We start from the raw sequence: 23,922 nt of genomic DNA on the forward strand, positions 1-23,922 counted from the left end.
TCTTATGATACTTATTTACAAAGAATTTCTGTTGTAATTGGTATATGATCCGAAATTTCTCTTGCTTCTTTTAGTGAAGAAAATGTGTTGTAAAAATGAATTACTTTTGAATTACTTACAGAAATTTTATTAGAAAAGTACCAGATATTGTCAAATTCTGAGGCTAGACATACGTTTTCAATACATTCTTTTTTCAACGATGTTTTTTGATTGGTAAATACACAATTATACCCCATTTTTTTTAATGGATTAAATACAGTATGAGATTGTGGACAATTAAAATCTCCAACAAAAAGTAAATTTAAATTAGGGTACTGATTAGGTAATAACTTAAAGTATTTTATTTCTGTTTCAGGTTGTTTACTTTTAGTAATAGCGTGAAAATTCGCGATGGTAAATTGTTTATTATTGTATTGAAATGTACAATAATAAGGTTCTCTATCAATTTCTAAATTAAATTTTTTCTCTAGCCAAGCCTCTCCTATTTTGTTAACTTTACTGGTTTTCCATAAAAAAGCATAGCGTTCAGTTTTATAAGCACTACTACTTGTTGGATCGCTAATAATATAATCCCATTTGGAGCCTTTTCTGTTTAGTTCATCCGCTAATTTCGCAACTGCTTGTGCACCACCCTCACCTGCTACAACTTCTTGTAAAGCCACAACATCATAGTCTTTAATTGTTTTTGCAATAAAAGTAATATTTGCCTCTGATTTTGATTTTCCAAGGTTTTCTACATTCCAAGAAAGTAGTTTGACTTGGGAGAAAATATTAGACGAAAATAAAAATAATAGTATAATTAATCTTCCCAACCACATAGAGTTAAATTATAATTTTCAGCTACTGAAACTTTTACTTTAAATATTTTATGATCACACTGTGACAAACCTCTACAATTTTGAGAATAATGATATTTTTTGGCTCCTTTTGGACCACAGATAAATACTTCTTTTTCTGTTAATTTAAAGGAACTTGTTACTAAAATTAAAAAAACATATAATGCTATTTTATTCATTTGTTTTCTGATTTATTTTCAAAGATACTAATAAACCGATGGCTACCAATACATCTACAATATTCCAAATAGTTCTACCTAAAGCAATTTTAATTAATGGTTGAAATAGTAATGCTAATACAACATAGATAAAAACTTGCTTACTTTGGTTCTTTTGATGTGCTTCTAAAGCTAAATAAGCAAACCCAACCATAGCAACAAAACGTACAAATTGATAATATCCGTAAGGAAAGTGTATTAAACAGCCTAATAGTAAAATGGCTAAGGTTATTTTGATGACTGCTTGCATTATCCTATATTTTTATTATTATATTTTTTAGTTAAACTTCAATTCAATCAATTTTGCTTTTACATTTTCTATTTTTTCATGTTGTGGATTGTGTTCTATAAAATTTTCATAGTCTTCAACTGAATTTGACTGCATGACTTCTTCATAAGATAATCTATTTTCTAGCATTCTTTTTAATTGATTATCAACCGTGTCATCCATTGAATTCATATTATTCGATGAAATAGTGTCCACTACAATTGAACTTGAATCTATCAAAATAGAGTTATCATAATCTGCAGTATTACTATTCTTACAAGAACAGTAAAGAAACATTAAAATAAGTATCATCTTATTCATAATGATTTGTTTCATTTTAAAACTTATTTGAGATAAAAACAAACTTAAAACCAATAAAAATCTATTCCTTACGTGAATCCGTAAAGTGCTTATTTTTTTAAATGATAAAATTTTTAGATAATACCTAAATCTTTGGTAATAGCAATTAAATGAATATTATTATTTGCCTTGAAGTAATCTTTAAGTTTAGCCACTCTTTTTTCAATAGTGCTTTTACTATTAGGAGTAATATTTAGTTTTTTAAAAAGAGGTTCCATCTCTTCCAAAGCTACACCACTTGCTAAATGAGTTAATAATTCAATATCATAATTATCAATTTCATTTGTTGATTTACTTTGTAAAATATGAGCTAATTCAGGAGAAATAAATTTTTTGTTATATAATAAACTTTCAATAGCTGTCTTTAATTGGCTAATGCTATTTCTTCCTTTATGTACATAAGCATCAATATTTTGTTCCTTAAATAAGGATTTAATAGTATATGATTTATCCTCAACCGAATAAACAATAACTTTAATATCAGAATTTAATTTTTTAATTACTTCAATAAGTTTTTCTCCTGAAGGAATTTCCACTTTTCTATAATCAGCAACAAAAGATAAGTCACTAATTAATAAATCAAATGGTTCATTGTCTTGAATAGCTTTTTTATACTTTAATAAAGCATCATCACAGTATTTTGCATAATGAATTTCTTCTACACCAAGTTGCTCTAGTGTTTGTTTTACGGCGATATTAATACTATCAAAATCTTCTGCAATTAAAACTTTTTTAAACATATAGTCTATTTATTTAGGTATCCCAATTTTAACTTTAAATCCTTTATCGGATGCTGTGTCAAAATTAATTGTTCCATTGATAGAAAAAATACGGTTTTCCACATTTTGAAGACCATTTTTTAAATTTAACAAATTAGCACTTCCAATTCCATTGTCAGAATAATTAATTTCTATTGCTTTTTTATTGGATTTAAAACCTATACTAACAATTGAACAATGGCTATGTTTTTTCATATTAACCATTAATTCTTGTAGTACTCTATATATGGTAATCTTAATTTCTTTACTAATGTTTTTGTCATCAAATGATGCCGTATTTAAAATTACATTTGTACTGTTAGAGTTATACGAAGCAATCATTACTTTTAATTTTTCTAGATAATTTTCTCCAGTATCAATATCCTTATTTTCACTTGAAATATTTCTGGCACGAATATAAATAGTATCTAAATTTTCTAATAATGTTTCTTTATTTATTGGATTCTCTAAATCTTGTGTTTCAGCAAAAGCAATGGCATTATGTACATCATTTGCTAACTCATCATGCAGTTTTTTGGAAATTCGAGTTTCAGTATGATAAACTGTTTCTTTAATTTTCCTTTTGTTTTTCTTTTTAATTCTGTAATAGAAAAGGATACCAAAACCACAAAGGAGTATAATCCCAATAAAGAAATACTCTTTTAATTGTTTTTGTTTTTGACTTTCTTCAATAGCTTTTTTAGAATCATATTTTATTTTAGCAAATTGATTCTTTGCCTGCTGTTTTACCGTTTTAATACTATCATTTAAAAGAAAAGATTTTAATGCATATTTCTTAGATTCTTCTCCTAATGAAACTCTAGTCAGATATTGTAACGCTTCTAATTTATCATCTGGGTTTTCTACTTTAGAAGCATATTTGAAAGCTTTTAAGGCATAAGTCTTAGCTAAATTATTATCTGAATTTTCATAATACTCAGCCAAATGCATTGAGGTTGCAGTTAATCCAATATCATCATTGTTTTCTGCTCTATTTTTTTTTGCTTTTATTAGATCATCAATTGCACTTTTATCATTTAATTTAAATTTTGCATATCCAAGATTATCTAAAACTCTAGCTAATTCATAAGGATTCTTCTTTAATGAATCGTTATTCTTAATTGGTTCTAAAATATTTTTAGCATCATAAAATTTATTTTGTTTTAATAAATTATATGCAATATTATTCTTGATAATTAATTTTGATAAATCATCAGAAGCTATTTTAAGACTTAAATTATAATATTTTAAAGCTTCTTCATAATCAGCCTGTTCAGAATATGATAGTGCAAAATTATTGTATATAAAAGTTAAATAACTAATATCCGTCTTTTTGTCTACATATTTTAATGCCTCAGTTAAACTTTCTTCACATCCATGATAATCGTTTTTAATTCTCTGAATATCAGAAATCATTAAAATGGGAAATACAATTGTATTATCCTTATTTGTTTTAGAAGAAAATGATTTGGATTTTTCAAAATAAACGAAAGCAGAATCATATTCTTTTTTATTAAAAAATTCGAATCCTTTATTTGTATATTCTTTATATTTTTTTACAGATAAATCATCTGAATCACAAGAAGATAATAGGATTAAAAATAAAATCGGGAAAAGTACTTTTTTGAGTATCATTTCCCGAAATTAAGTATTCTAATTTAAATATTAAAAATAATTAGTAATTTTAATTACGGAGTTGGTGGTTTAATTGGTGTTGAACCTCCTTGACCACCAGTATCAGAGTCTGGATCTGGATTTGTAGTAGTAGTATTGGTAGTATTAGTGATAATAATAGTATCTTTTTCCATATCGGAAAAATCAGCTGTTTCCATTTTTTTGTTTTGAGGTAATAACACTTCGCTACTATCATTAGTACATGAAGTAACAAAACCAGAAATAATTGCGATAAAAAGATATTTTTTCATAAAAATAAAATTTAAAAATTGACATAAGTTTAGCTGTTCGGAACTATTCCGAATGCGATAATTGTGTTGCTTTTTACAACAACAATTTTGAGTAATCTTTTGTTTGGGAAGTGTAAGTGCGCTATGACAAAACTTTCAGATTATACTTCCCGAATAAAAATTCAGTCATGTATAGCAGCACTTTTTTAAATCAGTTTTGTACATTTGTTTTAATAGCTAGTTAAAACGATAACTGATTCTGAAGCAAAGGAATTACGTTTTTGAGTGAGTGTTTATAAGGAATTCCTGAAATTCCGTTAATTCCAAAAAATTCCTAATTGTTCCGATATGACAACAAGAACTGAGAGTTTAGAAGCTTACAAAAAAGCTATTAGAACTCATTATGAAATTGAAAAACAAGGAAAATATTCTAGTTTTTTAATTAATCCATCAAGAGCCAAATTGAGACAATTATGTGAGGAAAGATTAAAAGAATCGAACAATAAGGAAGATAAGTTAAGTTTTAATTTAGTTTTTGGTTTTGAGTATGAAGCAAGTAATCGAAATAAACTAAAATCTCTAACTGATAAGTTTAGACCAATTGAAACTTTTCTAAAAAAGGAAACAGATTTAACTGATATAGAAGCCATAAATATTACAGCACTTTTAGTCGATTTTAAACCAAGACCATTTCGTGTTTTTAACACTAAGTCTTTTGGTATTCAATCTTTAAGTGAAGAAGTGGAAATAGTAGAATTAAATACAATTGATGAAGAAAGAAATACATCTCTTTTAGAAATTAAAACAACTGAATCAAGAAAGAATATAAAAAAGAAAATTGCAATTGGAATTTTTGGATTGATTGGAATTGGTTCAGTTGGTTATGCTGGAAAAAGTATTGTTTTTTCAGAACCAGAATGTATGCAATGGCAAAAGAATCATTTTGAAGTTGTGGATTGCCAAAGTGATAAACAGAAGGGATTTATGATGCAATCTGAAATAATTCCATTTGATGAAAATAAAAGTCAATTAATCAAAATAGAAGTTTCAGACACCACTACATTTTTTAAAAATGAGAAGCCATTATATTGGTATTGTAAAGTAAATGGAAAACCAGAATTTTTTAATACACACGGACTTCATCCAGAAACTGGAAAAGCATTAAAACCGGTTAGTCAATATATTATAAATAAATATGTAAAATAGTTACAAAAAAAGCCTGATGTAAAAACATCAAGCTTTTTTTTATTAGTATTGAATATTCTTTAACTATTTATTTACTCGCCTTATCCATCAAAGTAAAATCAACTAAAACCATTGCGGCTAAAGCTTCTACAATTGGAACAGCTCTTGGAACTACACACGGATCGTGGCGACCTTTTCCTTGTTGCTCAACAATTTTTCCATCGTTGGTTAAAACGTCTTGTTTTTGTAGTAATGTGGCAACTGGTTTGAAAGCAACTCGGAAATAAATGTCCATTCCGTTGCTAATTCCACCTTGAATTCCTCCAGATAAGTTTGATTTTGTAGTTCCGTCTTCGTTAAATAAATCGTTGTGATCGCTTCCTTTCATTTTTGAAGCACAAAATCCGCCACCATATTCAAAACCTTTAACAGCGTTTATAGAAAGCATTGCTTTTCCTAATTGTGCGTGTAATTTATCGAAAACTGGTTCTCCTAAACCAATTGGCACATTTTGAATCACACAAGTAACGGTTCCACCAACAGTGTCGCCTTCTTTTTTAATTTTTAGAATATATTCTTCCATTTCAGAAGCTTTTTCTAAATCAGGACATCTAACTGGATTGGATTCGATTAAATTAAAATCTAAATCTTGGTAAGGTTTATTGATAGAAATTTCTCCAACTGAAGAAACGAAAGCATTAATTTTAATTTCAGGAATAATTTGTTTAGCAATTGCGCCTGCTACAACCCAATTGACTGTCTCTCTTGCAGAAGTTCTTCCACCACCTCTATAATCACGGTTTCCGTATTTTTTATCGTAGGTGAAATCGGCATGACTTGGTCGGAATGTATCTTTTAAATGGTCGTAATCGTTAGATTTTTGATTTCCATTTTCGATGATAAATCCTATTGAAGTTCCTGTTGTTTTTCCTTCAAAAATACCAGATAAAAATTTCACTTCATCGGCTTCTTTTCTTTGGGTTACAATTTTTGATTGTCCAGGTTTTCTTCTATCTAACTCATTTTGAATAAAATCGAAATCGATATTTATATTTGAAGGACAACCATCTATAATTCCGCCTAATGCAATTCCATGTGATTCGCCAAAAGTGGTTAAAGTAAAAAGTTTTCCAATTGAATTTGCCATCTGTTTAATTTTTAAACAAAAATATTGAATGTTTTTTTTATATTAGCAAAAATAACCAATAAACTAAACAGATATTTATTATTAATTCATTAAATAAATCAAAAAAACTACTAAAATGAAAAAAATATTATTAATTATTTTAAGCATTTCTTTATTTTCATGTTCTAGTGAAGATGAAGCGCCTTCAGTAATCGAAACAAGTGATTTTACAAACGCTTTGCCATTAAACAATGGAAATTATTGGGATTATATTGTTGTTGGAGCTACTACTACAAATGATCATTTATATGTTTTGGGAGATGAAACAATTGGTGCACACACTTATAAAGAATTTAGAACTCAAAACAATACACCAACTGGTTTTTATACTTCATCCTTAAACAACAACAACTTAAGAAAATCTTCGGGTAAATTATTACTTACTGGAAGCTTAGATTTAGCTCAAGGTCAGACCTTACCAATTGGTTTAGATTTAAATGTTGTAGATTTTATCATTTTTAAAGAATATGCAACGGAAGGGGAATTGCTTAATGAAAAAGTAGGTTCTTTTCAGCAAACGGTAAATGGTATTCCATTAAATGTTGAATATAAATTAAAAGCAATTGGAGGTAAAAACATTGGGACTTTTACTTCTCCTGATGGTAAAATATATCCAAATGTTAAGAATACAAAAATTGTGGTAAACGTTAAAGTAACTACAACAATAACTGTTGCAGGTATTACATTTACAACCACTGTTTTAGAACCACAAGATGTAATAACTTCTACTCAATACTTATCAAAAAATATTGGAGTTGTTTACACTAAAACATTGACAAACTACAATTTAGATGCTGCTTATGCCAGTCAATTGGGCATTCCTGCAAGTAATTCACAAACACAAGAAGAGTTTTTAGATACTTTTGTAGTTAATTAGCATACTATTTTTTTGTTAAAAGCGTTATCTATGTTTATAATCTTAAATTCATATTTATGAGGAAAACAATTTTATTTGCTTTTATACTGTTGGGAACAGTATTTGCTCAGGGGCAAAACATTTCTAAAAATGCTATTGGACTTAGATTAGGTGATAACGATGGTTTTGGTGGTGAAGTTTCTTATCAAAGAAGCTTATCTAAAAATAATCGTTTAGAATTTGATTTAGGTTGGAGAGATTCGAACCATTACGATGCCGTAAAATTAATTGGATTATACCAATGGGTTTGGAATATTGATGGAGGATTTAATTGGTACGCAGGTCCAGGTGCTGGTTTAGGTTCATGGAGAAGTCAATATTGGAATAATGGACATGATTATTATGTTGAAAATTCAGGTGCCTTCTTTATATTAACAGGAGATATTGGTGTTGAATATAATTTTGATTTTCCACTTCAGTTATCATTAGATTTAAGACCTGAATTTTATTTCAGTTCAGATGATTTTAGAGAAGATAATTTTGGTCCAGATATTGGTTTAGGAGTTAGATATAAATTCTAAAAATAGTATATCCATAAAAATAAAAAAAGCCTTTCAAAATTGAAAGGCCTTTTTTTATTTTACTAGTATTGTTTTATTCTTAGGTAAGGTTACAAACATGTAAGGTGCAGTTATAACCATCGTTACCATGGCATTTTTTTCAGGAACCAATTCTTTTAAAGTTACATCTGAAGTTGACTTTGAAAATATTACATTATCTATATCAATATCATAACCACCAGTATTTTTTTCACCTAAAAAGCAAACTAGCAAATCGTGTTTTTCTAAATCTATGCTCAAAAGTTTTTCATATTCTTGTTCATCAATATTCAATTCCGAAATTAAAGCATTAAAATCTTCGTAATTTTTAATAATTAGATTCGATTTTTCCTTTTTTCCGCCAATCTGACTTTTATAAACAACTTCATACACATCATTTTTATCAACAACTGGTTGTTGTGTTTTACAAGACAGCGATAGCACTGAAATACTAATTAGAGAAATTATTTTTTTAAAATGATTCATGATTATAAATTAATTGCTTGATTATACAAATCTTCATATAATGGAAGAATATTTTTGATGTCGAATTTTTTTGCCACTTCAAACGCAGATGTTTTAAATTGTTCTAAAGTTTCATCCGATTTTAATATTGTAATGGCATTTTTACTCATGTTTTCCACATCACCAACATCACTTAAAAAACCAGAAATTCCTTCTTCATTTACTTCCGGAATTCCTCCTGAATTACTAGAAATAACTGGAACATTAAACGCCATTGCTTCTAATGCTGCCAAACCAAAACTTTCGGTTTTAGATGGTAATAAAAACAAATCCGAATATTTTAAAATTTGGTTGATATCATTACTGTTTCCGAAGAAAATTACTTTATCAGAAATACCTAATTCTTCACACAATTTTTCAGCAACTGCTTTTTCTGGACCTTCACCAACCATCATTAATTTTGAAGGAATTTCCTTTTGAACGTTATAAAAAACTTTCACTACATCTGGAATATTTTTCACTTTTCTAAAATTCGAAATATGAGTAATAATTCTTTCATTAGAACCCGCTAAAACAGAACGTTGACAAATTGATTTTTCCAAATCTGCATTTTCATTAATCTCAATAAAGTTAGGAATTACGTGAATTTCTTTATTCAAATCAAATAATCTATAGGTGTCTTCCTTCAAACTTTCAGAAACACTCGTTACAAAATCAGATTTATTGATACTAAATGTAACCGCACTTTTATAAAATGGATGATTTCCAACAAGAGTAATATCTGTTCCGTGAAGTGTCGTAATCATTGGCAATGAAATACCTTCTTCAGCTAACATTTGCTTTGCCATATAACCCGCATAAGCGTGAGGAATGGCATAATGTACGTGTAAAACATCAATTTTATATAATTTCACCATGTCTACCAATTTACTAGACAATGCCAATTCGTATGGTTGATAATGAAATAGAGGATAATTTGGTACGTTTACTTCATGAAAATATATATTCGGATTTAATAACGACAATCTCACAGGTTGTTTATAAGTAATGAAATGAATTTCATGACCTTTTTTAGCTAGTTCTAAACCTAACTCCGTTGCTACTACTCCACTCCCACCAAAAGTAGGATAACAAACCATTGCTATTTTCATAAGTAAATTGAATATTATTTTTTTAAAAATGCTGATTCATATGTTGCAATCCAATCTTCAACTGAAATTTTCGTGACCAATTCTCCAATTAAATCAAACGGAATTTCTTCAAATTTTTTAAAACGGATACAACTTTTTCCCATGTCTAATTTTCGAGTTGAATATTTTGGATATTCTCCAACAAACCAATCGTACAATTCTTTATTTGCATAAATTCCCATATGATAAAAATTAATGCTGTTTTTTTGAGAGGCAAATCCCATAAAAGGCAATGGGTCAGATGGTTTACAATGATAACCGTTTGGATAAATTGAATGCGGAACATAATAGCCCAGCATACCATAATTCATACCTTCTTGAAAGCCTTTTGGAAGATTTATAAGAATAACATTTCTTAATTTTTCCATAGCAACTTTTCTATCATCTGGCAGAGAATTGATGTATTCATCAGGATTTTTGGCGTCTGAAGTCATAATTAATCAGTTATAGATTGATAAATCACTTTTTGAATGTTTTCTCGAATGTTCAACTTAGATAATTTATTCACATTTGCATCTGGATAAGTTCTGTTTGATAAAAAGATGTAAACCAATTCCTTATCAGGGTCAGCCCAAACCATTGTTCCTGTAAAACCTGTATGTCCAAAACTCGATTTATTTGTACAACCACAAGTTGGACCTTCGCTACCTAATTGCGGCTTGTCAAAGCCTGCTCCTCTTCTATTTCCAATTTTACAGAAATAACATGTATTAAAAGCATCAAAAGTTTCTGGAGTAAAATATGTAATACCTCCATAATTTCCTTTTTGCAGATACATTTGCATCATTTTTGCCACATCTAGCGAATTAGAAAACAAACCTGCATGACCACCAACTCCATTTTGCATTGCGGCAGCCATATCGTGAACATAACCGTGAACCGTTTCATATCTAAAATAGGAATCAATTTCTGAAGGTGTTATGCTATTCAATTCGAACTTTTCTAATGGATTATAAGTTAAAGTAGAAGCTCCTAAACTTTTATAAAAATTATTTTCTGACAATTTATCTAAAGTTGTGTTTTGAGATTTTTCCAAGTATTCTTTCAATAATATGAACGTATAATCACTGTATTTGTATTGTTTAAAAGGTAATAAATCCGTTTCTTTAATAAAATTTATAATTGTATCGTTATAATCTTTTCGTAAATATAAATTGTTTGAAACCTTAAAAGGAAAGTCCTTCGATTTAAAATTTCTATAATATTTTGCACTAGGTTTTTTTAAAGTATCTAATGTTTTTGCGTAAAAAGGTGTCCAAGCTGGTAATTTTGCTTGATGCGTTAACATATCTAAAAGATTAATATCCGCTTTATTTGAATTTTTATAACTAGGAATAAGTTCCGATAAAGTGGTTTTAAAATTGATATTTCCTTTTTCATAATCTTGCATGATGTTTGGCAACGTGCTCAATACTTTTGTTAAAGAAGCTAAATCGTACAAATCTGAATTTTGCACTTTTTGAATGGTATCATACGTATGATAACCGAATGATTTTCTGTAAACGACTTGACCTCTTCTTGCAACCAAAATTTGCATTCCTGGCGCTGCTTTGCTTTTTATGGCATAATTAGCAATAGAATCGATTTTTGCCAAAACATCCGAATTCATATTGACTTGTTCCGGAAATGCAAAACCTAATCGTTGCGCACTTTTAGTAGGAATTCCATCATTTGCACTAAAGTTTTTTTTTAAAGAAACCGGTAAAACACCTTTGGCTTCTTTCGCACCGAAAATGATTTCTGCAGCTACAATTTGCGAAAATTCATTATTTTGATACGCTTCAATTAGACCTTCTGTTTCTAAAAAAGTTGGAATTCTCAGTAAAGAATATGGTTTAGTGAAAAACGTAACAATTGTTTTATTGTGTTTTGAAATTTTATCAATCCAATTGATTTCATTGAAAGTCATTTCATTTTTCTTCCAAATGCCTTCAGGTTTGTGATATCCAACAATTACTTTCGAATAGTCTTTAATTTTAACTAAAAGTGAATCTAAATTTTTAGTTGTGATGACATCAATTTCAGCATATTCCTTTAATTTTTCTATAAAAAAAGAACCATCTCCATCACCTATTTTTACAAAAGCGATTTTTTCTTTATCAATATTTTTAATTGGAATGATGTCTTCCTCATTTTTTAAAACTGTAATGGCATTTTCATACATTTCCAGGTTTAAAGCTTTGTATTCTTTCTTATTTAAATCGGTATATAAATTTTCAAATTCAATTGGACAGTAATTATTTAAACCTGCTTTATATTTATATTTTAAAATTTTCTTTACGGAATGTGCTAATCTTTCTTCCGTGAATAATTTATCATTAAAAGCTTGCTTGAATTTTTCAATAGCAGTTGGAACATTTTCAGCGAAAAGCAACACATCATTTCCTGCTAAAAAAGCCGCTAAATCAATATCTCCAGGTTGTTTGAAATTACTCGCACCTTTCATATTTAAGGCATCTGTAAAAATTAAACCTTCAAATTTTAATTGATTTTTTAAAATATCTGTCACTACTTTTTCAGATAAAGAAGAGGGATAATTTTCACGTGACTCTATACTTGGCACATTTAAATGCGCTACCATCACACTAGCTAATCCGTTCTTAATCAACTCTCTGTAAGGATATAATTCTACTTCTTCAATACGTTCTCTAGAAAAATCAACTGTTGGTAATGCGTGATGTGAATCCGTTGAAGTATCACCGTGACCAGGAAAATGTTTCGCAGTTGCAAAAACACCATACGATTGCAAGCCACGCATATAAGCCACTGCTTTTTCGGCTACATTTTCTTTCGTTTCACCAAAAGAACGATTTCCGATAATTGGGTTTTTTGGATTAGTATTGATATCAACTACTGGTCCGAAAGTGAAATGAATGCCTAATCTTTTCGATTGATCAGCCATTTGCATTCCCATTTTCTCTAGTAGAGAATTGTCTTTAATCGCACCAAGAGTCATGTTCCAAGGATAAGAATGAGTAGAATCAATTCGCATACTTAAACCCCATTCAGCATCGATACCAATAAGCATTGGGATTTTAGATTTCTCTTGAAAACGATTGGTTAATTTCGCTTGACGATTTGGTCCACCTTGAAAAAAGATTAATCCACCAATTTTATATTTGGTAATTAATTTGTCTAAATCTTTAGCATGATCTTCTTTTTTATTGGAATATGCGGCAATCATGAATAATTGGCCTACTTTTTCTTCAAAAGAAAGTGAGTTATAAGTACTATCTACCCAAACTTGTTCGGGTTGAGTGTTAATTTTATTTTGACTATATATGGTTTGGCTAAAAACTATAAATAAAATAATTAATCGCTTCATGTAAAATTTTTCAAATAGTTATTTAAATGTAATGCATTTTGCCACGAATTCTCAAATTAATTAGATAATATCTTTAAATCAATATTCTTGCCAAAATTTATAATTACAAAAAATCATCAAAAGTTACAAAAACTAATGATGATTCCAAAGTTAGGTATTTTTTTTTTAGAAAAATCTACTGTGCCAACTTTCTTCAGCTGGAACTTCCCAAAATTCTTCTAATTCTCCAACGGTATTTATCAAGTTATTAAAAACAATAGTTTTTGAGGTTACTGCTTTTTCTTTTGCCATTTTTTTGAAATCGATAAGCGTTTTATGTGCGATGTGTTCTCCTATTTTGTAGGTAACATTCATTTTATCTAACAATTCAATTTGAAATTCTTGTTCTAATTGTTGAATAAAATGAACAGAAGCATCAATAGAACAACCTGTAGCCGCTTGCACTTCTTGATTGACTGCAAAAATGATAAAACGATTATATTTTAAAAGAAATGAAGCTTCTAAACTGGTACCGTGAGCAGCCCAATTTTCAACAAATTCTTTGCATTTTATATCAATGGCAGTTACTTCATCGTCAGATAATTTTCTGTTCGATTGGTAAATCCAAATTTTAGAATCTTCTGGTAAATTTTCGAATGGTATATACATTATTATATTTTTTCAATATTTAAAATCCTTTTTTCATCCACATAATCATTTTTGTCATCATCAAATAAATTAAGTACTGAATATTTTATAGCAACTTTATCGTTTACTTTTAACTTTTTTTCTTTAAAATAAGGTTGATAATTATCAAATTCATTGTAAGCCATAAAATGAACTTCTTTATTATCAATTTTAACAACTAGGTATTGTGTTTCAAGTTCATCAAAATATAATTTAACAACAACACCTTTAACTTCGAAAGTTGGATCTTCAACAATTTCTTCTTCAACTTCTGTATTTCCTTCAGAATCTTTATAAATGAATGAGGTTAAATCATACGTTAAATTAGCATTTTCATTAAAATAATGCAGTAAATTTAAAGTAAAAATTGAATCCGATTTTAATTTATCTAAACAAACATCTATCCAATATGCTTCAGCAAAATTGATAATTTGCAATATATTTTGTGCATTTTCTTCATCTAAATAATTCTCACCTAATACTTGTTTTACTTTCAGTTCATTTTTTTTAAATGATTCTACAAAACAACTTTGCACAGAATCTACCCAATCTCCATTTGAACTTTGAACTTGTTTCACACAATTACATCCATTTACAGAAATGGTATTTGCTAATTCTTTTAATTTATTTTCATCAATATTTTGACTAAAACCCAATGATGTGATTAAAAAAACTGCTAATAAAATAATATTTTTCATTTATAAATCTATTACGTTGTATATGAATTCAATTTTAGATTTTTTTTAAATCAATAATAATTTGAGTACTCAATTTTTCACCAGTTTCTTCATCATTAATTTCATATTCTCGAACAGAGATTTTAATTTTTTGATTGACTTTAATTTGTTTCGATGTCAATTGTAGCATGAAGTTGTTTAAACCATTAAAAGCTACTAAATCATATATTTCATTAGTTTCATCTTTAACAACAATATGAATATCTTTATCTTCATCTTCATATGTTTTTACATAAAAAACTTCAAATTCAACATCTTTATGAGATAAATCTGACGCTACTTCTTGTTCTTGTTCTTCTTCATCTTCTTCTGCTTTTAAAGAATAAGAAACTATATCGTATTTTAAAACTTTTTTAGTATAAAAATAAATAACAAAATTTGGAGACCAATCTTCTTCTATAAGGTTCAATTTTTGTGAACAAACATCAAGCCAATAAGTTTTAGCATCTGTTAGAATTTGATATATATAAGGTGCGTTTTCTTCATTTAAATAATTTTCACCAATTATTTGTTTGAATTGCAAATCATTTTCTTTAAAAGCATTTAAATAACAAGAATAAATGGCATCCATCCATTCGCCATTCGCCTTATTTGATCTTTGTACACAATTACAGGTACTTTCAGAAAGACTATTTGATAATTTTTCCAATTTTTTTTCATCAATATTTTGGCTAAATCCGAATGTGGTAATTAAAAAAAATATTGCTAAAAATATATTTCTCATTATAAATCTTGAGCATTAGCAATCAATTCAGCAATATCCATAACTTGAACTGAGCCTTCTTTTTCTTTATTTTTAATTCCGTCGGTTAACATCGTGTTACAAAATGGGCAACCTGCGGCAATAATTTCTGGTTGTGTTTCTAAAGCATCTTCTGTTCTTTCCACGTTGATGTCTTTATCCCCTTTTTCTGGTTCTTTAAACATTTGTGCGCCACCAGCACCACAGCATAAACCGTTGGCACGAGAACGTTTCATTTCTACTAACTCAGCATCTAATTTTTGAATTAAATCTCTTGGTGCTTCGTAAATATTGTTAGCACGACCTAAATAACACGGATCATGAAATGTAATACGTTTTCCTTTAAATTTTCCACCTTCAATAGTTAATCTTCCTGAATCTAATAATGATTTTAGAAATTCTGTATGATGCACTACTTCATATTTCCCACCTAATTCTGGATACTCATTTTTAATCGTATTGAAACAGTGAGGACAAGCTGTAACGATTTTCTTTACTTCATAAGCATTCATGACTTCAATATTCATCATGGCTTGCATTTGAAATAAAAATTCATTTCCAGCTCTTTTTGCAGGATCACCAGTACAACTTTCTTCCGTACCTAAAACAGCAAAAGGAACTTTGGCTTTATTTAATATTTTAACAAAAGCTTTTGTAATTTTTTTTGCTCTATCATCAAAACTACCTGAACAACCTACCCAAAACAAAACTTCTGGTGTTTGTCCTTGTGCCATCATTTCGGCCATTGTTGGTACTACTAAATTTTCTGACATATTATTTTATGTTTGTTCTGTTATTTAAACTGAATGTATTTCAGTTTCTACTTAGTTTCCTTTTTTTTAATGAATTAATCGTTTAATTCATCATCAAAAACTTGTATGGTTACATCTTTTTCAATTAAATCTGTAAACTTTCCGTTATATCTTGTTGCTTTAACTAAATGATTATCAATCCAATGGTAATTTCCACCACGTGGTTTTCCCATTACCATACCATGATATTTGAAACCATGATCATTTAGCCATTTTTCAGTAACTTCTCTGTGTGCTTCTGTACGAGAAGTAAAAAAGAAAATAACATGACCTTCCTCATACCATTTATTCAAAGTTTCTAAAGCATCTGGATATACTTTTGCCGTAGCCATTCTTTCCGGTTCTTCGTTTGGAATGTCATCACAAATGGTTCCGTCTATATCAATTAGGTAATTTTTAATTCCTTCTGGTAATATTGGACTTAAATGTTCGCCATTTACGGTTAATTCTTGTAATTTCCCTTCAATTTCTTCTTTTTTCATGCTTAGTTGTTGTAGTTGTTGTTGTTGTTGTTGTTGTTTTATGCTTCGTTTCTCCAGTTTACTCTATCTTGTTGGTTGTATTGCCATGGTGCACCGTTATTTTCAATATTTGTCATAACTGCATTTAATTCCATTGGAGCAGCACTTTGTTCCATTACTAAATAACGTCTCATATCCATAATAATAGATAAAGGACTAATATTTATTGGACATTCTTCCACACAAGCGTTACAAGATGTACAAGCCCAAAGTTCTTCTGGAGTAATGTAATCGTTTAATAAAGACTTATTATCTGGAACAAAAATACCATTATTGGCATCCATGTTTTTTCCAACTTCTTCTAATCTGTCACGTGTATCCATCATAATTTTACGAGGCGATAATTTCTTACCTGTAATGTTTGCTGGACATGATGAAGTACAACGACCACATTCTGTACATGTATAGGCATTTAATAATTGTACCCAATTTAAATCTTGAACATCTGAAGCTCCGAATTTTGCAGGAACGGCATCTGGATTCGCTGGTGCTGCAAACGGATCAGCATTTGGATCCATCATTAATTTTACTTCATTCGTCACACTTTCTAAATTGTCGAATTGACCTTTTGGATTTAAATCAGCAAAAAATGTATTTGGGAACGCTAATAAAATATGCAAATGTTTAGAAAAGTATAAATAATTTAAGAAAGCAATTACCATTAATAAATGTCCCCACCATCCTACTCTTTCTAAAATGTGTAAAGCACTTTCGCTCATTCCACCAAATAAAGCAGGTCCTAAATTTTGAGAAATTGCAAAATTAAATGAACCAGTTCCTTCAAAATGAGATTTCCCTAATGAATATAAAACTTCGTCTGTTCCATTCATGGTGAAAATACAAGTAACTAGAACAATTTCCATGATTAAGATTAAGTTCGCATCTTTTGTTGGCCAACCTAACATTTCTGCTTTATTAAAACGAGGTAATTTTAATAAATTTCTTCTTGATAAAAAAGCTACAGTAGCAAGTAAAGCTAATAAAGAAAGGATTTCGATGAAACTAATTAAGAACGTATAAAATCCACCTAAACCAGTTTTAAAGAAACGATGTGTTCCAAAAAGTCCGTCTACAATAATTTCTAATAACTCAATTTGAGTAATTACAAATGCTGCATATAAGGTAAAGTGTAAAATTGCAGGAATTGGTCTGGTAAACATTTTTTTCTGTCCCAAAGCAATTAATGCCATGTTTTTCCAACGTGCAGCAGCGTTATCTGTTCTGTTTACGTCTTGTCCTAATTTAATATTTCGTATTATTTTTTTAACATTTTTAGCAAAAAAGCCAACGCCTACTATTAGGACAATTGCAAAAATAATATTTGGTAAAAAACTCATAAGGTTTAGTTTTTAGGTTGTTCAATAATTGTTTCAGTAGTTGGTGTTGTATATGGTTTGTTTTTCTTACCGAAAACAGACACATTCACATATCGCGTAGGATTTAATCGTAAATCTTGTAATAATAATTCTAATTCTTTTGATGTTTTAGTTAAATTATTATACATCGCGTCGTCGCTTAATAATTTACCCATCGTACCTTTTCCTTGCTCTAAGTTAGCCATAATTCCGTTAACATTAGTCAAAGTCGCTTCTAATTTTTTAACTGTAGCTCCTAAATCGGCTTTATCCAAAGAAGTAGATATATTATTTAAATTAGCAGAAGTTTTTTCAAAATTAGATAAAGTAGAACTTAGTTTCGGTTTAGTATCCACTAAAATTCCATTTATATTTTTTGATGCTTGACTAAATTCAGACATAGTAACTTCTAAAGAAGCGATAGCTATTTTTAGTTTTTGTTGCGTAGCAGCATCTAAAGTCGCATTTAAATTTTCAATTAATTTATTTGCATTCTCTAAAAGAATTTCGACTTTATCTTTTACAGGTCCGATTTGATTGGCTAATTCGGCAGTTAATCCTAATTTAGCTGATGTTTGTAAAGTATCGCCTGATTCAACAAAATTTTTGTCTGAAAAATTATTAAGAATGGCAATTTCTCTACCACCAATTAATCCCGTATCCTTAATTTGTGCTATACTCGATTTTGCAATTTTAATTTGCTCGTTCGTAATTACTAATTCTACATTCATTTTACCATCAGGTAGCATTTCAATAGAATTCACTTTTCCAATAGTTAATCCGTTTATCGTAACTGGAGCAGCAACAACTAAACCGGAAACATTGTCATAAACAGCGTATAATTTATTGCTACTATCGAATAAATTTCTCCCTTTAAGGAAAGTAAAACCCCAGTAAAATAATACTATGGATAATATAACTAAAACGGCAACTTTAATTTCTCTGGTAATTTTCAAAATATCATTGATTTAAAAAAACAAAAATAGCAATATTTATTTGATTGCCTCGCTTAATTTAATTTTTTTACCATTTTTTATAGCCACTATAAATGAAGAAGAATAGCCTTTTGCATTTGCATCTGCTAACAATTGTTTTGCAATAGCATACGAAGTTGTTGTACCATAAAAATATTTATAAATCGCATTTTCTTTTTCGATTGAAATATTTTTTAATCCTTTAAAGTTTTTAGGTAATGTTTCTAATTTTTTTCCACTTGCAGAAATTTGAACTTTAAAAGTAACTCCATCAACTGCAGTTTTGTTATCCGTTGAAGGTTTAACATCTGTTTTTTTAGGTTCCTCTTTTTTAACAACATCTTTTTTTGGAGTAACGCCTGATTCTAATTTAAAAAAATCATCTCTATATCCTAAAATTGCTTTTGAAATGGCTTCTGCTAATTTATTTTGACCTTCAGAAGAATTCAGAAACGCACCTTCGTTTTTGTTTGACACAAATCCCATTTCAATAAGTACACGAGGCATAATAATTTCTCTTAATACTAAGAAACCAGCTTGTTTAACACCTCTGTTCTTAGAGGTGGTAAATTTCGTAAAAGCTTGTTGTACTTTTCCAGCTATATCAATACTTTGCTGGATATTTTCTTCTTGCATGATAGAAATTCCCATCACCGATTCTGGCGATTTTGGATCGAATCCATCATACTTAATTTTATAATCACTTTCTAAAGTAACTACGGCATTTTCCTTTTTTGCTACTTCTAAATTCGCCGCATTTCGGGTAACTCCCATTACATAAGTTTCATTTCCGGCTGCAGCCTGATTGTCGTTTGCGTTACAATGCATAGAAACAAACAAATGTCCTTTTGATCTATTTGCGATGTTAGCACGTTCATTCAATTCCACAAAAACATCAGTTTTTCTCGTGTAAACGACTTCAATATTAGATTCTTTTGATAAAATTTCTCCAACTTTTAGTACCGTATTTAATGAAATTTTCTTTTCAATATTTCCGTGATACGTAGCTCCGTAATCTTTTCCGCCGTGTCCAGCATCTAAAACAACCTTAAACTTTTTCGTTTGAGATTGTGCCGTAATCGTTAATAAAAGTACAAATAGTAATTGTGCTAATTTTGTCATTTCTTTATTTTGATTCTACTATAAAAGCAGATTTATATCCTTTTAATTTGGCTTCGGCTAATAATTTTTTGCAAGTTTCCATACTTCCTTCACCATAATAATACTTGTAACCGCCGTTGATTTCCAATACAGAAATATTAGTTAATCCGTTAAAGTTTTCGGGAATTAATTCTAATTTCTTAGTACTAAAACTAATTTGAACTTTATATCCTGAACCCGCTGGAACCGCTTCAATAATAGTTGAATTTACTACAGTTGATGAATCTGTAGTTACTACCACAATTTCTGGCTCAGTAATTATTGGTTCTTTAATATCCAAAACATTTGGAATTGTATTTGTACCTTTTAAATTGTTTTTATATTCAATAATAGAACGTGCAATAATTTGAGAATAATTGGATTTCCCTTCCTCCGATTTCATGTATTTAGATTCTTGTAAATTACTCAAGAAACCTAATTCAATTAAAACACCAGGCATAACCGTTGCATCTAAAACCCAAAGTGGTTGTTGGTGCATTCCTAAATCTTTTCTTTGTAAAGAATTTTTAAAATAGTTTTGAACCGCACTAGCAAAATCAATACTTTGCATTAAAGTTTCTTCTTGCATAATTTTCAATCCGATTTGTGTATTTGGATTATTCGGATCAAAACCTTCGTATTTTTCTTTATAGTTTTCCTCTAATGAAATTACGGCATTTTCTGCTTTAGCAATTTCGAAGTTCATTCCAGTACGAGACAATCCCATAACCAATGTCATAGCGCCATAAGGTTTTGGAGAAACCGAAGCATTACAATGTACAGAAACAAATAAATCTGCTTCAAAATCGTTAGCAATTTTTGCTCTATCTACTAAAGGTATAAATACATCAGTTGTTCTGGTATACTTTATATCAAATTCTGGGTAAGCTTCTAAAATTTTTCCAATTCTTAAAACTACATCTAAAGCTATATGTTTTTCTATACAACCGTTTTTGGCTGCTCCTGGATCTTTACCTCCATGACCAGCATCTAAAACTACTTTAAATTTCTTTTCTTGAGCATAAGAAAAGACTGATAAAGAGAGTAATATATATAATACTATTTTTTTCATTTTTAAATAAGTTATAATTTTACTAAATAATTAAATTTAACAAAAAATATACGTAAGTTTGACCCATCAAAAATTGAACCAATTTTTACAAAAATAGTATTTATAGATTTGAGTACAAAGATTAATCATATCGTTTTTTTATTTTTTTTTCTAATTGCATGTAATTCAGAAATTTACTCTCAAACCACTACTCCTAAAGATAGTGCTCAAGTAAATGTAAATGAATTAGTTGCCACGAAAGCATTAGTTAAAAAAGACTCTACTAAAAAACCTTTATTAGAAGGAATTGTCAACAGAAAAGCTAAAGATTATGAAAAGTTAGACCAACGTAAAAAAAGGTTAACTCTTTATAACGAAGCAGAACTACATTATATAGATTTCGAATTGAAATCGGGAATTATTGTTTTAGACTACGAAAAAAACGAAGTTTATGCTGGTAGAATAAAAGACAGTACTGGAAAATACACACAATATCCTTATTTCAAACAAGGAGAAAACGTTATAGAACCAGATTCAATTCGTTTTAATACCAAAACTGGAAAAGCTTTAATATGGAATACCAAAAGTAAGCAAGGTGAAATGTTTCTTAAATCTGAAATTTCCAAAAGAGAAAATGATTCCGTAATCTTTTTTCAAAGAGCGCGTTTCACTACTTCAACAAATATTGAAAACCCAGAATATTATTTTTTAGCGTACAAAGCAAAATTGGTTCCTAAAAAGAAGTTTGTTACCGGTTTAACGCATATGTACATTGCAGATGTCCCTACTCCTATTGGTGTGCCGTTTGCTTTTTTTCCTATGACCGATAAAAACACTTCTGGTGTAATTATTCCGGCACCTGGGCAAAATAATGAACGTGGTTATTTTTTACAAAATGGTGGATATTATTTTGCTTTAAGTGATTATTACGATTTAGCCGTTTTAGGAGATTATTATACCAACGGAAGTTATGCAATAAGAACTGAAACTTCTTACGCAAAAAGATATAAATATAATGGTAGAGTACAGTTTAGATACGAAAATCAGGTTTTTGGTGAAAAAGGATTTCCAGATTATTCTAAAACCAATCAGTATAACATTCAATGGTCACATTCTCAAGATGCAAAAGCATCTGCTAATTCAAGATTTTCATCTTCTGTCAACTTTGGTAGTAGTAAATACTTTCGTCAATCTTTAAATTTAATCAATGTTGGTTCCAATTTAAATAACACACTAAGTTCTTCTATCAGTTATTCCAAAACAATTCCAACTGTTCCCTTAGTCAATTTTGCAGTTGCGGTTACTCACAATCAAAACACCAATACGGAAGTTGTAAATTTAACTTTACCTTCATTTAATGCTAGTGTTGATAGAGTTTTTCCTTTTTCTAAAAGAGATGGAATAAAAAAAGGTGTTTTTCAGAACATTAATTTTCAATATAGTTTAAGAGGAGAAAACAGAATTGCTACAAAAGAAGAATTTTTGTTTAAATCTGAAATGTTTGATACGGCATTAGCTGGAATTTCTCATAGCATTCCACTTTCTACCAACTTTAAAATTTTTAAGCATTTTAGTGTAACTACAGGAACTAATTTTACAGAAAATTGGGTTTTTAATACAAACGAAAAGTTTTATAATCCAGTCACTAATGAAGTAGAAACAGTTCGAAAAAATGGATTTGACGCTTTCAGAACTTATAATTTCACTACAAGTATTGGAACAACCGTTTACGGAACCTATACGTTTAAGGAAACCAACAAAATACAAGCCATTAGACATTTAATGCGCCCAACTCTTTCTTACGGATATACGCCAAGTTTTGACGAATTTTATCAACAATACACAGATAACTTAGGAAATTACATTGACTATAGTAGATTTGAAGGCACCTTATTTGGAGCACCTAGCAAAACGATATATAATTCTATTGGATTTGGTTTAGCAAACACTTTGGAAGCTAAAGTTTTAGATAAAGACAGTAAAAAAGGAGAAAGTAAAAAAATATCTTTATTAAATCAGTTTAACTTTTCAACAAGTTATAATTTTGCTGCAGAAGAATTTAATTTAGCTCCAATTGATTTTATAGGAGGAACTTCATTATTTGATAATAAATTAGGTGTGAATTTTGGAGCACGATTTGACCCTTATGATTTAGATGAAAATAACATAAAAATTGATGAATATAGCATAAATAATGGAAATGGTTTAGTTAGAATGACAAGTTCTAACATTACTTTAAACTATTCTGTTGCTAGTAACGATTTTAGTACTGAAAAAAAATCAACACAAAATGTTCAAAATGGTGGACGTGAAGATGATTTATTTGGTTCAGCTACAGATTTAGGAAATCAGGATGAAAGTTTATTTAAAAAAGACGATACTAAAAAACAACAAACAAAATTGTTCAACTATTCGTTCCCTTGGGATTTACGTTTGGCTTATTCCCTAACCTATAGTAATGATTCTAATCAAAGAGAAATTACAACCAACTCGTTAATGGTTTCAGGAAATGTAGATTTGGCTGTGAGATGGAAAATGGGTTTTTCTTCAGGATATGATTTCGCCAGTAAAGGTATTGTAAGAACTCAATTGCGTTTTGAAAGAGATTTAGAAAGTTGGAGAATGAGTTTTAGTATTGTTCCAATTGGTGTGTATTCGTACTGGAATTTCTTCATCGGAATTAAATCTTCTATATTGAGCGATATCAAATGGGATAAACGAAAATTACCCGATGCGAGGTTGAGATAATTAGAAAAAAGGCAAAAGTAAAAAGT

Annotated in this window: 25 protein-coding genes; 4 read left to right on the forward strand and 21 right to left on the reverse strand. The window is 29.2% G+C overall.

Annotated features, from left to right (window positions below):
- Nucleotides 1-11: 11 nt before the first annotated feature.
- From G6N05_RS04265 to G6N05_RS04295, 7 genes are all read right to left on the reverse strand, one after another.
- The gene (locus G6N05_RS04265) at nucleotides 12-812 is read right to left on the reverse strand and encodes an endonuclease/exonuclease/phosphatase family protein (protein WP_394351440.1); all 801 of its coding nucleotides are present in this window, start codon (nucleotides 810-812) and stop codon (nucleotides 12-14) included.
- Nucleotides 800-1,015, reverse strand: coding sequence for a hypothetical protein (locus tag G6N05_RS04270; protein WP_166125304.1), 216 nt, complete (start codon nucleotides 1,013-1,015; stop codon nucleotides 800-802). The genes G6N05_RS04265 and G6N05_RS04270 overlap by 13 nt, the downstream gene beginning before the upstream one ends.
- Nucleotides 1,008-1,304: a DUF6804 family protein gene (locus tag G6N05_RS04275; protein WP_166125305.1), complete on the reverse strand. Its 297-nt coding sequence runs from the start codon at nucleotides 1,302-1,304 to the stop codon at nucleotides 1,008-1,010. Before G6N05_RS04275 ends, G6N05_RS04270 begins: the two co-directional genes overlap by 8 nt.
- Before the next feature lie 27 nt (nucleotides 1,305-1,331).
- Nucleotides 1,332-1,643, reverse strand: coding sequence for a hypothetical protein (locus tag G6N05_RS04280; RefSeq protein ID WP_166125306.1), 312 nt, complete (start codon nucleotides 1,641-1,643; stop codon nucleotides 1,332-1,334).
- Between the two features lie 113 nt (nucleotides 1,644-1,756).
- Complete coding sequence (locus G6N05_RS04285) at nucleotides 1,757-2,422, reverse strand: helix-turn-helix domain-containing protein (RefSeq protein ID WP_166125307.1); 666 nt, start codon at nucleotides 2,420-2,422, stop codon at nucleotides 1,757-1,759.
- Nucleotides 2,423-2,431: 9 nt separating this feature from the next.
- A complete protein-coding gene (locus tag G6N05_RS04290) occupies nucleotides 2,432-4,075 on the reverse strand; it encodes a tetratricopeptide repeat-containing sensor histidine kinase (protein WP_166125308.1) in 1,644 nt (547 codons plus the stop codon).
- A 53-nt stretch (nucleotides 4,076-4,128) separates the two neighbouring features.
- Entirely contained in the window at nucleotides 4,129-4,365 is a 237-nt protein-coding gene (locus tag G6N05_RS04295) for a hypothetical protein (protein ID WP_166125309.1), read from the reverse strand.
- A 327-nt stretch (nucleotides 4,366-4,692) separates the two neighbouring features.
- On the opposite strand from G6N05_RS04295, the gene G6N05_RS04300 reads away from it, so the two are divergent.
- Nucleotides 4,693-5,550 (forward strand): hypothetical protein, encoded by an 858-nt coding sequence (locus G6N05_RS04300; RefSeq protein WP_166125310.1) that lies wholly within the window; start codon nucleotides 4,693-4,695, stop codon nucleotides 5,548-5,550.
- Nucleotides 5,551-5,617: 67 nt separating this feature from the next.
- Here G6N05_RS04300 and aroC read toward each other — a convergent pair whose 3' ends face one another.
- Nucleotides 5,618-6,676, reverse strand: coding sequence for a chorismate synthase (gene aroC / locus G6N05_RS04305; protein ID WP_166125311.1), 1,059 nt, complete (start codon nucleotides 6,674-6,676; stop codon nucleotides 5,618-5,620).
- Between the two features lie 115 nt (nucleotides 6,677-6,791).
- Between aroC and G6N05_RS04310 the strand changes: the two genes are divergently transcribed.
- Together G6N05_RS04310 and G6N05_RS04315 are read left to right on the forward strand one after the other, a co-directional pair.
- Nucleotides 6,792-7,592: a hypothetical protein gene (locus tag G6N05_RS04310; protein WP_166125312.1), complete on the forward strand. Its 801-nt coding sequence runs from the start codon at nucleotides 6,792-6,794 to the stop codon at nucleotides 7,590-7,592.
- Between the two features lie 56 nt (nucleotides 7,593-7,648).
- Nucleotides 7,649-8,152 carry a hypothetical protein gene (locus G6N05_RS04315; RefSeq protein WP_166125313.1) on the forward strand — a complete coding sequence of 168 codons (504 nt, stop codon included), beginning with the start codon at nucleotides 7,649-7,651 and terminating at the stop codon, nucleotides 8,150-8,152.
- Between the two features lie 54 nt (nucleotides 8,153-8,206).
- Here G6N05_RS04315 and G6N05_RS04320 read toward each other — a convergent pair whose 3' ends face one another.
- The 13 genes from G6N05_RS04320 to G6N05_RS04380 all read right to left on the reverse strand — a co-directional run bounded on the left by G6N05_RS04320 (nucleotide 8,207) and on the right by G6N05_RS04380 (nucleotide 21,169).
- Complete coding sequence (locus tag G6N05_RS04320; protein ID WP_166125314.1) at nucleotides 8,207-8,656, reverse strand: protease complex subunit PrcB family protein; 450 nt, start codon at nucleotides 8,654-8,656, stop codon at nucleotides 8,207-8,209.
- A gap of 2 nt (nucleotides 8,657-8,658) precedes the next feature.
- Entirely contained in the window at nucleotides 8,659-9,786 is a 1,128-nt protein-coding gene (bshA, locus tag G6N05_RS04325) for an N-acetyl-alpha-D-glucosaminyl L-malate synthase BshA (RefSeq protein ID WP_166125315.1), read from the reverse strand.
- A gap of 14 nt (nucleotides 9,787-9,800) precedes the next feature.
- Nucleotides 9,801-10,259 (reverse strand): iron chaperone, encoded by a 459-nt coding sequence (locus G6N05_RS04330; RefSeq protein WP_166125316.1) that lies wholly within the window; start codon nucleotides 10,257-10,259, stop codon nucleotides 9,801-9,803.
- Nucleotides 10,260-10,261: 2 nt separating this feature from the next.
- Nucleotides 10,262-13,150 carry a glycoside hydrolase family 3 N-terminal domain-containing protein gene (locus G6N05_RS04335; RefSeq protein WP_166125317.1) on the reverse strand — a complete coding sequence of 963 codons (2,889 nt, stop codon included), beginning with the start codon at nucleotides 13,148-13,150 and terminating at the stop codon, nucleotides 10,262-10,264.
- 165 nt (nucleotides 13,151-13,315) lie between these two features.
- A complete protein-coding gene (locus tag G6N05_RS04340; RefSeq protein WP_166125318.1) occupies nucleotides 13,316-13,798 on the reverse strand; it encodes an ABC transporter ATPase in 483 nt (160 codons plus the stop codon).
- Nucleotides 13,799-13,800: 2 nt separating this feature from the next.
- Nucleotides 13,801-14,514 (reverse strand): hypothetical protein, encoded by a 714-nt coding sequence (locus G6N05_RS04345; protein ID WP_166125319.1) that lies wholly within the window; start codon nucleotides 14,512-14,514, stop codon nucleotides 13,801-13,803.
- Between the two features lie 34 nt (nucleotides 14,515-14,548).
- Nucleotides 14,549-15,277 carry a hypothetical protein gene (locus G6N05_RS04350; RefSeq protein WP_166125320.1) on the reverse strand — a complete coding sequence of 243 codons (729 nt, stop codon included), beginning with the start codon at nucleotides 15,275-15,277 and terminating at the stop codon, nucleotides 14,549-14,551.
- Nucleotides 15,277-16,068, reverse strand: a complete 792-nt coding sequence (locus tag G6N05_RS04355; protein WP_166125321.1) for a (Fe-S)-binding protein — start codon at nucleotides 16,066-16,068, stop codon at nucleotides 15,277-15,279. Before G6N05_RS04355 ends, G6N05_RS04350 begins: the two co-directional genes overlap by 1 nt.
- Nucleotides 16,069-16,142: 74 nt before the next feature.
- On the reverse strand, nucleotides 16,143-16,589 hold the full coding sequence (locus G6N05_RS04360) for an LNS2 domain-containing protein (protein WP_166125322.1): 447 nt from the start codon (nucleotides 16,587-16,589) through the stop codon (nucleotides 16,143-16,145).
- Between the two features lie 38 nt (nucleotides 16,590-16,627).
- On the reverse strand, nucleotides 16,628-17,965 hold the full coding sequence (locus G6N05_RS04365) for a (Fe-S)-binding protein (RefSeq protein ID WP_166125323.1): 1,338 nt from the start codon (nucleotides 17,963-17,965) through the stop codon (nucleotides 16,628-16,630).
- 5 nt (nucleotides 17,966-17,970) lie between these two features.
- Nucleotides 17,971-18,939 carry an MlaD family protein gene (locus G6N05_RS04370; protein ID WP_166125324.1) on the reverse strand — a complete coding sequence of 323 codons (969 nt, stop codon included), beginning with the start codon at nucleotides 18,937-18,939 and terminating at the stop codon, nucleotides 17,971-17,973.
- Between the two features lie 36 nt (nucleotides 18,940-18,975).
- On the reverse strand, nucleotides 18,976-20,079 hold the full coding sequence (locus G6N05_RS04375; RefSeq protein WP_166125325.1) for an N-acetylmuramoyl-L-alanine amidase family protein: 1,104 nt from the start codon (nucleotides 20,077-20,079) through the stop codon (nucleotides 18,976-18,978).
- A 4-nt stretch (nucleotides 20,080-20,083) separates the two neighbouring features.
- Nucleotides 20,084-21,169 carry an N-acetylmuramoyl-L-alanine amidase family protein gene (locus G6N05_RS04380; protein WP_166125326.1) on the reverse strand — a complete coding sequence of 362 codons (1,086 nt, stop codon included), beginning with the start codon at nucleotides 21,167-21,169 and terminating at the stop codon, nucleotides 20,084-20,086.
- A 108-nt stretch (nucleotides 21,170-21,277) separates the two neighbouring features.
- Here G6N05_RS04380 and G6N05_RS04385 point away from each other — a divergent pair, with 108 nt between their 5' ends.
- Nucleotides 21,278-23,896: a putative LPS assembly protein LptD gene (locus G6N05_RS04385; RefSeq protein ID WP_205729731.1), complete on the forward strand. Its 2,619-nt coding sequence runs from the start codon at nucleotides 21,278-21,280 to the stop codon at nucleotides 23,894-23,896.
- The last annotated feature ends 26 nt before the right edge of the window (nucleotides 23,897-23,922 follow it).

It is taken from the genome of Flavobacterium bernardetii (assembly GCF_011305415.1).
In the GTDB taxonomy this organism is placed as follows: Bacteria; Bacteroidota; Bacteroidia; order Flavobacteriales; family Flavobacteriaceae; genus Flavobacterium; species Flavobacterium bernardetii.